We start from the raw sequence: 12,610 nt of genomic DNA on the forward strand, positions 1-12,610 counted from the left end.
TATTCCATAGATTTAAACAAAAAAGAGAGGCATAACCTCTCTTATAATTTTATTTGTCTAGTTTTGCTTCTAAAGCTGCAATCTTATCTTTAAGAGCTTGAACTTCTGCTTTAAGTGAATCTACTTCGCTCTTACGAGAAACTTCTGTAAGTTCTCTATACTCTTTCATCATCTTTTCAGCATCTTCTTTAAAAATGCTTACAGCTTCAAGAGTCTTTTCAACAAGTTTGTTTACTTGTTCTTGATCTTTAAGCTTGTCCATGTTTTTCTTATAGATATTGCTTAGATACTTATAGAAATCTTCAAATGATCTGTTTTCTTTAAGTTCATTGAAGTCTTTCTTCATATCTTCAATAGTGCTTTCAGTTGCTTCCTTTAGAATTTTGTAGATAGCGTCATTGTAGTCGCCTAGTTTTTTAGCATAATCTACATATTCTTTGAGATATTTTCTTTGGAGTTTAACTATTTCTTTTGTAGATTCAGAGCTATCTAAATTTTCAACAGCATTAAGAGAAAGATTCATCCTACTATCCATATCTTCTAGGAATTTAACTACTAAAGCAGGTCTTGATTTCATAGCTTCAAGATAGTAATCTTTCATATCTGCACCTGAGAATTCCCAAGGGTTTAGGATTTCTTTGAAAGCAGCACCTTTAGTATCAGCATCATCAAGAGATTTTTCAAATTCTTTCTTAAGTGCTTCTGGCATAAGTTTAAATACATTTTCTTTTAAATATGAAATTGAAAGATCTTTGTATTTTTCAAGTGACTTTTCGAAGTTTTCTTTCGCAAGTTCAGGAGCTTTGTAGATATCTTTGTAAAGATCATAAGCTCTCATATAGGAATCAAAACTATCTCTATACATTTTGGAAAACTCTTCTGGACTCTTTAGATATTCGTTGAAATCAAATGCATTCATATTTAATAGGTTTTCAACATATCTGTCGTAGTAGTCACCAAGCATTGGATTAATAGCCTTTAAGTTTTCTTTTACCTTTTCCTTGTCAAAGTACTTGTTTACGAAATCTTCTTGGAACTTCTTGGTATTTTCCATATAAGACTTCATAAAATTCCCATCTAGAAATTGGTTTTCGTTTGTAAAGAAACTGAGACCCATTTTTTCTAACATCTCACTTTGTTTTTTGAATAAATCTTCATAAAAGTTGTTCATAGTTACCCCCTTTTCTTCCATATATTTATATTCTACCACATTAGTATATGAATGTCATTTAAATAAAAAAATATGCAAGGTTTCCCTTGCACACTTTATATTTTTAAAAAAAAGAATGAGATAGTTATATTTTAACATATTAATACGATTATTCAATACCATATCAAATAATTTTAAAAAATATTTTTTTACATTAAGTCGCTAAAAATATCGAAACTATATTCGGAATCGTCGGACATATCTTCTACTTCATTTTCTTCATCAAGAATAAGATCCAAATTTTCAAAATTTTCATTTATACTTTCTATGGACAAAATATTATTTAGATAATCTTTGCCGATCCATTCGATAGTTTCATCGTACTTAGAATCATCTGGATTATTTAAAATATTTACAATTTCCATATATTCTCTTTCGCCTTCACAAGATTCGATCGGTTCTTTGCCAATTGAATTTAAAAGCTCAGCCTCTTTTTCATAATCATAGATGACATCTACAACTTGTATATCGAACACAAAAGGAGTTTCATCTCCGTAGATCATTACAAATTTGCTGCCTCTATCTAGGTAATTTTCGCAGATGGAATCTCTATCGGACTTAAAGTTTATTCCCATGGTCTTTGGTATTTCGATTCTAGAATCTGTAATTTCTATTTTTGATGATTCTATAAAGTATGTGATTTGTTTTTCTCCGGTCCAATTTAGACAGGTCATGATTATTTTAGATAGATTGTGGAAGCTAAAATCACCACGAGCTACGAAATCTCTTACTATATTTAAATCATTAGATCTAAGTTTCAAATTATATTTAAATACTTTCATAGTACCTCCTTCAATTAAAATAATTATAACATATAAAATTTTAATATAATATCTAAGAAGAAGCTCTAAATATTAAATTTTTACAGTTTATAGGGCTTATTGAATGGTTAAATCTAGTTATGAATAGTACTTTGTGGTAAAATTTAATTAGGTGATAAAATGAAAAAATACAGGGTATCCATTCGAGATATCGTAAATTCTATAGATGAAGAAAAAAATTTAAAAGATTCTAAAGAATTTATAAATGAAATAAATAAAAAAATAGACGATGGTGACTACTCAGACATCTCAACTCTCGTGCAAAAATCTGTGGACTCTGCCATCGAAGGAGTAAGAAGCTCCATAAGTTATATTTTAAATTCTTATAAAAATAAAAAGGATTTACCACCAGCGAGAAGGGAAAAGTATGCGGTACAAAATCCATCTATAAATACTGCAGCAGGATTTGCAAAATGGACTGGCTATGCAGGTATGTTCACTGGAGTAACCTTGATGTTTGGTTTTTTTGAAGAACCTACTTTGGCAATCGGAGCGATCTCTTCATTTGCAGCTGGATTTGTACTTGAAAGATGGGGTAAACTTGCAAAGAATAGAGCACTTAGATATAAAAAATATTTACGCGAATTAGGAAATAATACTGTTGTTACCATCGACGACCTATGTTCCTGTGCAGCGGTTGAGCCAGAAACGGTTATAAAGGATTTGACATATTTTATAAAGAAGGATTATTTCAAAGAAGCAAGGCTTGTAGAAAATAATTCCATATTTATTTTGGATAAGAAGACATACGAAGTATATAAGAATAATTACAAAGACGTCTACCTCGGAAATAAAAATGAAGAAAACTTAGAAGAAGGCAAGGTTGATTCAGCATTAGAAATTGGCAAGAGCTACATTACAGAGATTGCTGCCTACCTACCTAGACTTCCTGAAAATATTCAAACCGATGTGACTAAACTTCTATCTATAGTAAGAGAAATATTTAAACAAATTAAAAAAGACCCAGAAAGAATAGAAGAACTCTCCAAGTTTATGGACTACTACTTACCGACGACGGTTTCACTTCTAAAGAGGTACAATGAATTTAGCGAATCGGAGGTTGTAACAGAATCTCAAAAGAATTCGATGGCAGAAATAGAAAAGACAATTTCAACCATAGACGAAGCATTCTTAAAGTTACTTAATGAAATATACGGAAATGTAGCAATGGATATAAATTCAGACATAACTGTCTTAACCACCATGCTTAAACAGGAAGGTCTCTTAGATAATGATTTTAAAGGAGAAATAAATGGATAACGAAATTAAATTAACCTTAGATGAAAACGAAGAAGTAAAAGAACCTGTACTAGAAATTACAAAAATAGAAAATGAAATAGAAAAAGCAAAACCTGAAGTAAAACTAACTGACGAAGAGCAAAAGATGGTGGATGAATTTTCTAAAAAAATAGATTTAAAAAATTCCAACCAAGTTCTTCAATATGGAGCAGGAGCTCAATCCAAGATAGCAGGATTTTCTGAAAAGACTTTAAACAGCGTAAGGACTAAAGATTTGGGCGAAGTGGGAGATCTTCTTTCAAATGTGGTATCTGAACTTAAAAATTTTGAAATTGATGAAAAAGAAAAGGGAATCACTGCCTTCTTTAAGAAAAATACCAACAAGATTATGAATCTTAAAAATAAATATGAAAAGGCAGAAACCAATGTGGACACTATTGCAAAAGTCCTTGAAAATCATCAAGTCCAACTCTTAAAAGACATTGCAAACCTAGACCAAATGTATGATTTAAACAAGAGTTACTACAAAGAAATATCTATGTATATAATGGCTGGTAGACAAAAACTTGAAGAAGCTAGGACAAAAGAATTACCAGCACTTATAGAAAAAGCAAGCACTTCAAACTTGCCAACCGATGCCCAAGAACTAAATGACTTCCAATCATCCATAGATAGATTCGACAAAAAAATTCACGATCTAGATTTAACTAGGACTGTGGCTCTTCAAATGGCTCCACAAATCAGGATGATTCAAGCGTCAAACACAGTAATGGTTGAGAAAATTCAATCTACAATCGTAAATACAATTCCGCTTTGGAAATCACAAATGGTACTTGCCCTTTCTGCAGCACACACTGGACAGGCTGCAAAGGCTACAAAAGATGTAACCAATCTAACCAATGAACTTCTAAAGAAGAATGCAGACAATTTAAAAATGGCTACTGTAGAAACTGCAAGAGAAGCAGAAAGATCAGTAGTGGACATAGAAACATTAAAACACACAAACGAACAACTCATCTTAGCTCTATCCGAAGTTAGAAATATTCAAATCGAAGGCAGAGCGAAGAGACGAGAAGCGGAACAAGAAATGGTTAAATTAGAAAGCGATCTAAAGAAATCTCTAATTGAAATCGCTACAAAAGAAAGATAAGGAAAGAAAAAGAAAATGAAATTACTTGAAGAAAGAATAAAAAAAGACGGAAAGATTCTCGATGATGGAAAGATTATAAAGGTGGATTCATTTTTAAACCATCAACTTGATATACCATTTTTGGAAAAATTGGGAGACGAAATGTACGCCCATTTTCTTGGTAAAAAGGTAAATAAAATTTTGACCATCGAAGCATCTGGAATTGCACTGGCAACTGTTGTATCTCAAAGTTTTAACGGAATTCCAGTAGTCTTTGCAAAGAAACAAAGAACGAAAAATATTGGAAGTAATGTATATACCTCAGAAGTTAAGTCCTACACAACAGGAAAAGAATACACAATTACAGTTTCAAAAGAATATTTAAATGAAGGCGATAGACTTTTGATAATCGATGACTTCCTAGCAGAAGGTCAAGCCCTAAGAGGACTAATTGACATTTCAAACAAAGCATCTGCTCATATATGCGGACTTTCCGTTGCGGTTGAAAAGGGATTCCAAGGCGGAGGAGATGCCCTTAGAGAAGATGGATATGACCTTCTTTCTCTGGCAATAATTGATTCAGTTAAAGATAATAAAATAGAATTTAGGAGATAGAAATGAAATTTAACGAACTGGCAAAGAATAGAAGATCAATTAGAAAATTTACAGGAGAAAAAGTATCACAAGAAGATTTAGAAACTATACTTAATTCTACACTTACAGCGCCATCAGCTCGCAATAGAGATACAGTCCATTACTATGTTTTTAGAGATAAAAATTCTTTAGAAAAACTCGCTCGTATGAAGAAAGTCGGAGCAGATTTCTTAAGGGAATGTGACGTTGCAATAATGATTCTCGGAGATAAGGAACTTGCATCAGCCACATATTTTCAAGATGAATGTATCGCTGCTACAATTATGCAGCTTCAAGTTCACGACCTAGGACTAGGTTCATGCTGGGTAAATGTAGTTGCTGGAATGTATGACGATAACACCACTACCTATGAATATCTTTTAAAAGAATTCGATATTCCTGAAAAATTCGATATACAATGTGTAATCGGAATAGGTCATCCTGCAGAGGAACCTGCAGTTAGAAACCATAGAGAAATAAAAGATTTTGTCAGATTTGATAAATAGTGGCGGCTATGAAGTTTACTACGAAATCATTAGAAGAAACAAAATCTCTTGGTAGAAGACTGGGTTCAATTTTAAACCCAGGACAGGTAATCGCCCTTGAAGGAGATCTCGGAGCAGGCAAGACCACATTTACAAAATCCATAGCTCTTGGGTTAGGAGTGGATGATGTGGTGACAAGTCCAACATTTAATTTGATCAATGAATACATGGGAAGACTTCCTGTCTATCATTTTGATGTTTATAGATTAGATGGAATCGATGCGGACTACATGGGATTTGATGAATATCTATTTTCCGATGGAGTTTGTATAATTGAGTGGGCGGATAAAATAAAAGAACTTTTGCCAGAAGACACACTTTATATATATATTAAGAAAATTTCTGAAACTGGAAGAGAATTTGATTTTAAACCAAATGGTAAAAAATCGAATGAAGTAATGGAGGTGCTCATGTCATGTTGACCTTAGCAATGGATACAAGTTCCAAGACAGCCTGTGTTGGACTTATAAAAGATGGAGAAAATGTAGCAAATATCACTCTCACAGGAACTAAATTTCACTCTGAATCTCTAATTGACATGGTGGATGATGCACTTAAGTATCAAGATTTAAAAATAAAAGATGTGAATTTAATCGTAGTTGGAATTGGACCAGGATCTTTCACTGGACTTAGAATTGCACTAACCGTTGCCAAGACATTTGCTCAAACATTGAATATTCCAATAGTTGGAGTAAGTTCATTAGAAGCATATGCCTTTGGATTTAAAAATAGTGACAAGATTATTCCAATAATTGATGCGAGAAGAGAGAGAGCATTCTTCGGAGTGTATAGAACTTCTGGAGATGAAGTGATAGAAAATATAAAAGAAGACAGCCTAGCAAGTTTTGAAGAGATTAGAAAATTTATAGATGAGGACACAATCTTGGTGGGAGAAAGTGCAGAAGCTCTAAAAGAAAATATTGGGGCGAAGTTTGCATTTACCACAGAGATTCTTCCAACGGATCTTGCAAAACTCGGAGAGCTTAAATATAAAAAAGAAGGAAGCGACAACTATTTTACACTTATTCCAAACTATTTGAACGTTTCCCAAGCGGAGAGACAATGGAAGCAAGAGTAAGGCGTGCTGAAGCAAAAGACATACCTACCATAATGAGTTTGGAATACGAAAACTTCGATGAACCTTGGAGCTACGAGACAATTCTACTTGAAATGGCAAAGGGATCAAATATAACATTGGTCATAGAAAATCAAAAAGTTTTCGGTTACATGCTCGTTATAATGATGTACGAGGAATTTCATATAGGCTCAATCTGTATCGACGAAAATTATAGAAACTTAGGATACGGAGAAAAACTTTTAAAATCTTTCTTCGACATTACGGATTCATTTGGATATGACACCACACTTGAAGTTAGATACGATAACTACAGTGCGATAAAACTATATGAAAAACTTGGATTTGAAAAATCTGGAATTAGAAAGAATTACTATAAACATGGCAAGGATGCCATAATTATGTGGAGGAAAAATGTTAACACTGGGAATTGAATCATCCTGCGATGAAACTTCTGTAGCCATTGTAAAAGATGGGAGAGAAGTGTTATCCAATATAATTGCATCACAGATAGATGTTCATAAAAAATATGGCGGAGTTGTTCCTGAAATTGCATCTAGAAAACACGTGGAAGCTATATCCCAAGTTATAGATGAAGCATTTACAGAAGCAAATATTTCCTACGATGATATAGATATAATCTGTGCTACGAGAGGACCTGGACTCATAGGAGCTCTTCTTGTTGGACTGAGTGCAGGAAGGACCATGGCGTATGCTCTTGACAAACCATTTGTAGGAGTAAATCACATGATGGGACATATCTGCGCCAACTATATTTCAAACAAAGAGTTGGAACCACCATTTATATGTTTGGTGGTAAGTGGTGGACACACCTATCTCTTAGATGTAAAAGACTATACAGAATTTAAATTAATAGGCAGAACATTGGATGATGCAGCGGGAGAAGCATACGATAAGATAAGTAGAGTACTTGGACTTGGCTATCCGGGAGGCCCGGAAATAGAAAAAGCTGCAAGAAATGGAAAAGATATCTATGATTATCCAAGGGTCATGATTAACGACGGATATGATTTTTCATTTAGCGGACTTAAGACTGCTGTTATAAATCATCTTCACAACCTAGAACAGAAAAATGAAACTTACAGGATTGAAGATGTGGCGAGATCATTCCAAGATGCGGTAATAGATGTGCTTGTAGAGAAAACTATAAGACTAACAGTAGAGAGAAATCTTGACAAGATAGTCTTATCAGGAGGAGTATCTGCAAACGGAGAACTAAGACGCAGAATGGAAGAGGCGGCAAAGGAACATGGATATAAAGTTTATTATCCAGAAAAGATACTTTGTACAGACAACGCAGCCATGATTGCATCCGCTGGATACTATGATTATAAAACTGGAAATTATGAAAATAATGTAACTGCCAAGCCTAATTTAGGTCTAGAAAATTCTTGACAAAATAAGAATTTTTAAATAGAATAAAAGAAAACACATAAAGTTTTTTTCATATTGGCAATTCACATTGCCAATTTTTTCTTTTTGTACAGATAAAAATTGATATATTAATAAGGAGTTCAAATGAGTAAGTTTATATTTGTAACAGGCGGAGTAGTATCAGGAATAGGAAAAGGAATATCCGCAGCAAGCATAGGAAGACTTCTAAAGGACAGAGGTCTATCAGTATTTATGCAAAAGTTCGACCCATATTTAAACATTGACCCGGGCACCATGAGTCCATACCAACATGGCGAAGTTTTCGTAACTAGAGATGGAGCGGAAACAGATTTAGACCTTGGCCACTACGAAAGATTTATAGATGAAGAACTAACCAAGAGAGCATCTATAACTACAGGCAAAGTCTACGCAAAAATAATCGAAAAGGAAAGACGTGGAGACTTCAATGGAGCAACTGTACAAGTAATTCCACACATAACAGACGAAATAAAAAATGCGGTATATAAAGCAGCAGAAGAATCTAAAGCGGATGTAGTTATAACAGAAATAGGTGGAACAGTTGGAGATATAGAATCCCTTCCATTCTTAGAAGCAATAAGACAAATTCACGCAGAAAATAAAAAAGAAGATGTATTATTTGTGCACACTGTATTGGTACCTCAAATACCAGGGTCAGATGAACTAAAGACTAAACCGACCCAACACTCATTTAAGGAACTTATGAGCAATGGAATCAAGACCAATGTAATAATCGTAAGATCCGATGGAAAAATCACAGAATCAATTAAAAATAAAATTTCTCTATTCTGTGACGTGCCAGTGGATGCCATCGTTCAATCAGAAAATGTAGAATTTATCTATGAAGTGCCACTAGTATTTCACAAAAACGGACTAGATAACTATATCCTTAGAAAATTAGATCTAGGAAATCAACCAGAATCAAAAGGCGAATGGTCAAAGATGGTGGAAAGATTTAAAACTGCCGACAAACCTGTTAAGATTGCTCTAGTTGGTAAATATGTAGAACTTCACGACGCATACCTATCAGTTCAACAAGCATTACTAGATGCAGGTTGGGACAACGGATTGATGGTAGAAATAAAATGGATAAACTCAGAAGAATTAACAGAAGAAAACTCAGATGAATATCTATCAGATGTAGATGGAATCATCGTACCAGGAGGATTTGGTTCAAGGGGTTTAGAAGGAATGATAGAAGCCAGCAGATATTCAAGGGAACACAATATCCCATACTTTGGAATCTGTCTCGGAATGCAAATAGGACTTATAGAAATCGCTAGAAATGCTCTAGGATTTAGAGATGCCCACACCACAGAAGTAGAAGCGAAAACAACCTATCCAATAATCGACCTTATGGATTCACAAAAGGGAATTGAAAACCTAGGCGGAACCCTTAGACTCGGAAACTATGACTGTCTATTAGAACCGGATTCAAAAGTTCACAAACTTTACGGAGAAGATAAGATAGTAGAAAGACACAGACACAGATACGAATTCAACAATAAATTCAGATCAGATTTAAGAAGAGCTGGAGTTCAATTTGTAGGAATAAATGAAGATCTAGACTTAGTAGAAATAATTGAGTTAAAAGATCATCCATACTATGTAGCATGCCAGTTCCACCCAGAATTTAAATCAAGACCAAATAGACCACACCCACTATTTGTTGGATTTGTAAAAGCAGCATTTGAAAAATCTAAGGCAAACTAAGGTTTGCCTTTTTTTGAGGAGAATATGTTTAAATTTTTTTATAAGAAAGCAGAAAATATTGACAACAAGCCAATATATGAAGAAATCTTAAACTCATCGAAAGATCCAGAGTACAGACTAGAGTTTATAGAACATTACAGCCTACCTGGATTCGGAGAATATGAATACAATATTTTAACAGGAAAAGAAGATAAAATATTAAGAGAAGCAGACGAACTTTTAAATTTAATTACAAAATTTAAAAGTGATGAAAAAGAAATAGAAAATATAGATAAATATTTAAAAGATAAGAGAGCATTGGAGCTTATAAATTCATTTGAATATCTATATTTTAGATTTAACACATACGAAGAAGATGCATTAATAGGAGTCGCAACCAAACTTATGAAGCTTGGAACCAATGTAGAGACAGTGAAGCTTGGAATACTACTGACTCAGTACTTCGACTTAGAATCCAAAAGCGAAGCAAAAAAAGTAGTCTTTCATCTAGGCGAGTATCCAGACTTTACATACTACAGTTTGTTGGCATTAAAACCGACAAATATGTACTATGGTGCATTGGAAGATTATTTGAAAACTACCTTTGACTATGGAGAGCTTATAGTTAGAGAGATGGAGGGAAAAGATGGAACTAGGTAAGATACAGAAACTAAAAGTAAAAGAAATGTCGCCCCACGGAGCAATCTTGACAGATGGAAATGAAAAGGTGCTACTACCAAACAACGAAAGTAAAGATTTAAAAATAGATGGAGAAGTAGAAGCATTCCTATATAAAGACTCAAAAGATAGATTAATAGCAACACTTAAAACGCCATACCTAACAGTAGGTAAGATTGGCATGTTAGAAGTAGTAGCAAAATCAAGGGTAGGATACTTTGTAAACATAGGACTCGACAAAGATATATTCCTACCATTTAAAGAAGTAAACGGAAGAATATTTGTAGAAGGAAAATATCTATTCTACATGTATGATGACAGGGGAAGACTTTGCGTAACTATGAATCTAAGAGATCATCTAAAGAGAAATGATAAATTCAGAGTAAACGACAGAGTAGAAGGAACCATCTACGCAATAGATAGAAATTACGGAGCATTCGTAGCAATCTATGACGAGTATGACGGATACATCCCGAAAGAAGAATTAAAGGGAGCTCACACAGTAGGAGAGCGCATCGAAGCTAGAATACTTAGAATATTAAAAGACAACAAAATTACCCTAACATTTAGAGATTACGCATACAAACAAAGAAAAGATGATGCAGAAGAAATCCTAGAACTAATAAAAGAAAACCAAGGCAAACTAAACCTGGGAGATAAATCAGACCCAGAAGAAATAAAAAAAGTAACAGGACTATCTAAAAAAGCATTCAAAAGAGCAGCAGGCACACTATATAAAATGGAAATGATAGAAATAACAGATCACAGCCTGGAGCTTAAAGAATGATAGCAGAAATAGTTGACCTTTCCCATGATGGAATGGGCATCGTAAAAGAAAACGGAATCTATTTTCTAGACGGAGGACTAATCGGCGACAAAGTCGAATATGTAGTCACAAACGAAAAGAAAAAACAGGGCAAAATTTTAAAAATTATAGAAAAATCAAAATATAGAATAGAAAGTCCATGTCCATATAGCAAAGAATGTGGCGGATGTCCATTGATTGAAATGGATTACAAAAGAGAACTAGAGTGGAAGAGATCTAAAGTAGAAAACGCAATAAGAAGAATAGGTAAGATCAATAGAGAAGTAGAACCGACAGTAGAAAATAAAAAGCCATTTAGATATAGAAACATAGTACAGCTAAAAGTACAGGACAAAAAAATCGGCTACTTTAAAAAAGGAACCCACGAAGTACTAGACATAGACGACTGCAAAATCGCACCAGAAGAAATAAAAAACGTAGTAAAAATACTTAAAAATTGGAATGGACTCTCCTCCATAGAACAAGTAATAATAAGAATAAACTACCAAGGCGAAATGATGGTAATCCTTGGCACAAGAACAGGATTAAAAAAAGAAAACAACCTACTAGAAAAACTTCTAGACTTAAAAGTAATATCAGTGTACGAAGACATAAATAAAACCAGAAATCACTACGGATATGAACTTCGAGAAATATATAAATCAAAACAGATGTACGAAAAAATCGGAGATCACAAATTCATCGTGGAGCCAGGTACATTTCTACAAGTAAACCCATACCAAGTAGAAAATTTATATAATTTAGCGGTAGAAGGACTAGAACTAAAAAAAGAAGATAAAGTCATGGATCTCTACTCAGGCATAGGAACTATATCACTAAAAATGGCAGAACAAGTCGAAAGCGTAATAGCAGTAGAATCCTTTGAAGGGTCAGTAGAAATCGCAAGGAAAAATGCAGAACTAAATGGAATAGAAAACGTAGAATTCGCCCGTGGAAAAGTGGAAGATCTAACAGAAAAACTAGAAAAATATACGGTGAATAAAGTACTACTAGATCCTCCAAGAGCAGGAGCAAAAGAAGAAGCACTGCGAACAATAATAAAACTAAACCCAGAACGAATCACCTACGTCTCCTGTAATCCATCCACCTTGGCAAGGGACTTACAAATCCTTAGCGAAAAATATAAAATCGAAAAAATAATACCAGTTGATATGTTCAGCCACTCAAGTCATTGTGAGTGTGTGGCGTTGCTTACAAGGGACTAAAAGGGTAATAGTTGAAAAAGTGCGATAAAAATTAGGAGAGATTAAAAATATAATATTAAGGAATAAGTCCATAGGTAGTTAGTGAATATAATTTTATTGAGGTGATTTCTATTAAATATATAG

Annotated in this window: 14 protein-coding genes; 12 read left to right on the forward strand and 2 right to left on the reverse strand. The window is 33.8% G+C overall.

Annotated elements, in window-relative coordinates; all coding sequences use genetic code 11:
• Window positions 1-49: 49 nt before the first annotated feature.
• Together HMPREF9225_RS05405 and HMPREF9225_RS05410 are read right to left on the reverse strand one after the other, a co-directional pair.
• Window positions 50-1,171, reverse strand: a complete 1,122-nt coding sequence (locus tag HMPREF9225_RS05405) for a coiled-coil domain-containing protein (RefSeq protein WP_040551330.1) — start codon at window positions 1,169-1,171, stop codon at window positions 50-52.
• Window positions 1,172-1,359: 188 nt separating this feature from the next.
• Window positions 1,360-1,992 carry an IS1096 element passenger TnpR family protein gene (locus HMPREF9225_RS05410; protein ID WP_008901945.1) on the reverse strand — a complete coding sequence of 211 codons (633 nt, stop codon included), beginning with the start codon at window positions 1,990-1,992 and terminating at the stop codon, window positions 1,360-1,362.
• Window positions 1,993-2,151: 159 nt separating this feature from the next.
• Here HMPREF9225_RS05410 and HMPREF9225_RS05415 point away from each other — a divergent pair, with 159 nt between their 5' ends.
• The 12 genes from HMPREF9225_RS05415 to rlmD all read left to right on the forward strand — a co-directional run bounded on the left by HMPREF9225_RS05415 (window position 2,152) and on the right by rlmD (window position 12,487).
• Complete coding sequence (locus HMPREF9225_RS05415; protein WP_008901946.1) at window positions 2,152-3,291, forward strand: 5-bromo-4-chloroindolyl phosphate hydrolysis family protein; 1,140 nt, start codon at window positions 2,152-2,154, stop codon at window positions 3,289-3,291.
• Window positions 3,284-4,420, forward strand: a complete 1,137-nt coding sequence (locus HMPREF9225_RS05420; protein ID WP_008901947.1) for a toxic anion resistance protein — start codon at window positions 3,284-3,286, stop codon at window positions 4,418-4,420. Before HMPREF9225_RS05415 ends, HMPREF9225_RS05420 begins: the two co-directional genes overlap by 8 nt.
• A 15-nt stretch (window positions 4,421-4,435) precedes the next feature.
• A complete protein-coding gene (locus HMPREF9225_RS05425) occupies window positions 4,436-5,014 on the forward strand; it encodes a xanthine phosphoribosyltransferase (protein ID WP_008901948.1) in 579 nt (192 codons plus the stop codon).
• A 2-nt stretch (window positions 5,015-5,016) separates the two neighbouring features.
• The gene (locus HMPREF9225_RS05430; protein ID WP_008901949.1) at window positions 5,017-5,538 is read left to right on the forward strand and encodes a nitroreductase family protein; all 522 of its coding nucleotides are present in this window, start codon (window positions 5,017-5,019) and stop codon (window positions 5,536-5,538) included.
• A gap of 8 nt (window positions 5,539-5,546) precedes the next feature.
• The gene (gene tsaE / locus HMPREF9225_RS05435; protein WP_023060116.1) at window positions 5,547-5,999 is read left to right on the forward strand and encodes a tRNA (adenosine(37)-N6)-threonylcarbamoyltransferase complex ATPase subunit type 1 TsaE; all 453 of its coding nucleotides are present in this window, start codon (window positions 5,547-5,549) and stop codon (window positions 5,997-5,999) included.
• Window positions 5,993-6,655, forward strand: coding sequence for a tRNA (adenosine(37)-N6)-threonylcarbamoyltransferase complex dimerization subunit type 1 TsaB (gene tsaB / locus HMPREF9225_RS05440; RefSeq protein WP_008901951.1), 663 nt, complete (start codon window positions 5,993-5,995; stop codon window positions 6,653-6,655). The genes tsaE and tsaB overlap by 7 nt, the downstream gene beginning before the upstream one ends.
• Window positions 6,640-7,086 carry a ribosomal protein S18-alanine N-acetyltransferase gene (gene rimI / locus HMPREF9225_RS05445; RefSeq protein ID WP_008901952.1) on the forward strand — a complete coding sequence of 149 codons (447 nt, stop codon included), beginning with the start codon at window positions 6,640-6,642 and terminating at the stop codon, window positions 7,084-7,086. The genes tsaB and rimI overlap by 16 nt, the downstream gene beginning before the upstream one ends.
• The gene (tsaD, locus tag HMPREF9225_RS05450) at window positions 7,067-8,068 is read left to right on the forward strand and encodes a tRNA (adenosine(37)-N6)-threonylcarbamoyltransferase complex transferase subunit TsaD (protein ID WP_008901953.1); all 1,002 of its coding nucleotides are present in this window, start codon (window positions 7,067-7,069) and stop codon (window positions 8,066-8,068) included. The genes rimI and tsaD overlap by 20 nt, the downstream gene beginning before the upstream one ends.
• 123 nt (window positions 8,069-8,191) lie before the next feature.
• On the forward strand, window positions 8,192-9,799 hold the full coding sequence (locus tag HMPREF9225_RS05455) for a CTP synthase (RefSeq protein ID WP_008901954.1): 1,608 nt from the start codon (window positions 8,192-8,194) through the stop codon (window positions 9,797-9,799).
• Window positions 9,800-9,823: 24 nt separating this feature from the next.
• A complete protein-coding gene (locus HMPREF9225_RS05460; RefSeq protein WP_008901955.1) occupies window positions 9,824-10,438 on the forward strand; it encodes a hypothetical protein in 615 nt (204 codons plus the stop codon).
• A complete protein-coding gene (locus HMPREF9225_RS05465) occupies window positions 10,425-11,243 on the forward strand; it encodes a CvfB family protein (RefSeq protein WP_008901956.1) in 819 nt (272 codons plus the stop codon). Before HMPREF9225_RS05460 ends, HMPREF9225_RS05465 begins: the two co-directional genes overlap by 14 nt.
• The gene (gene rlmD, locus HMPREF9225_RS05470) at window positions 11,240-12,487 is read left to right on the forward strand and encodes a 23S rRNA (uracil(1939)-C(5))-methyltransferase RlmD (RefSeq protein WP_008901957.1); all 1,248 of its coding nucleotides are present in this window, start codon (window positions 11,240-11,242) and stop codon (window positions 12,485-12,487) included. Before HMPREF9225_RS05465 ends, rlmD begins: the two co-directional genes overlap by 4 nt.
• Window positions 12,488-12,610: the final 123 nt, after the last annotated feature.

This window comes from Peptoniphilus duerdenii ATCC BAA-1640 (assembly GCF_000146345.1).
Taxonomy (GTDB): domain Bacteria; phylum Bacillota; class Clostridia; order Tissierellales; family Peptoniphilaceae; genus Peptoniphilus_B; species Peptoniphilus_B duerdenii.

Bases quoted from the DNA above. Each gene is read 5' to 3' on its own strand.
- HMPREF9225_RS05405 (WP_040551330.1), bottom strand. From the start codon at position 1,171: ATGAACAACTTTTATGAAGATTTATTCAAAAAACAAAGTGAGATGTTA.
- HMPREF9225_RS05425 (WP_008901948.1), top strand. From the start codon at position 4,436: ATGAAATTACTTGAAGAAAGAATAAAAAAAGACGGAAAGATTCTCGAT.
- HMPREF9225_RS05460 (WP_008901955.1), top strand. From the start codon at position 9,824: ATGTTTAAATTTTTTTATAAGAAAGCAGAAAATATTGACAACAAGCCA.
- HMPREF9225_RS05415 (WP_008901946.1), top strand. From the start codon at position 2,152: ATGAAAAAATACAGGGTATCCATTCGAGATATCGTAAATTCTATAGAT.
- tsaD (WP_008901953.1), top strand. From the start codon at position 7,067: ATGTTAACACTGGGAATTGAATCATCCTGCGATGAAACTTCTGTAGCC.
- tsaE (WP_023060116.1), top strand. From the start codon at position 5,547: ATGAAGTTTACTACGAAATCATTAGAAGAAACAAAATCTCTTGGTAGA.
- HMPREF9225_RS05455 (WP_008901954.1), top strand. From the start codon at position 8,192: ATGAGTAAGTTTATATTTGTAACAGGCGGAGTAGTATCAGGAATAGGA.
- HMPREF9225_RS05430 (WP_008901949.1), top strand. From the start codon at position 5,017: ATGAAATTTAACGAACTGGCAAAGAATAGAAGATCAATTAGAAAATTT.
- HMPREF9225_RS05465 (WP_008901956.1), top strand. From the start codon at position 10,425: ATGGAACTAGGTAAGATACAGAAACTAAAAGTAAAAGAAATGTCGCCC.
- HMPREF9225_RS05410 (WP_008901945.1), bottom strand. From the start codon at position 1,992: ATGAAAGTATTTAAATATAATTTGAAACTTAGATCTAATGATTTAAAT.
- tsaB (WP_008901951.1), top strand. From the start codon at position 5,993: ATGTTGACCTTAGCAATGGATACAAGTTCCAAGACAGCCTGTGTTGGA.
- HMPREF9225_RS05420 (WP_008901947.1), top strand. From the start codon at position 3,284: ATGGATAACGAAATTAAATTAACCTTAGATGAAAACGAAGAAGTAAAA.
- rimI (WP_008901952.1), top strand. From the start codon at position 6,640: ATGGAAGCAAGAGTAAGGCGTGCTGAAGCAAAAGACATACCTACCATA.
- rlmD (WP_008901957.1), top strand. From the start codon at position 11,240: ATGATAGCAGAAATAGTTGACCTTTCCCATGATGGAATGGGCATCGTA.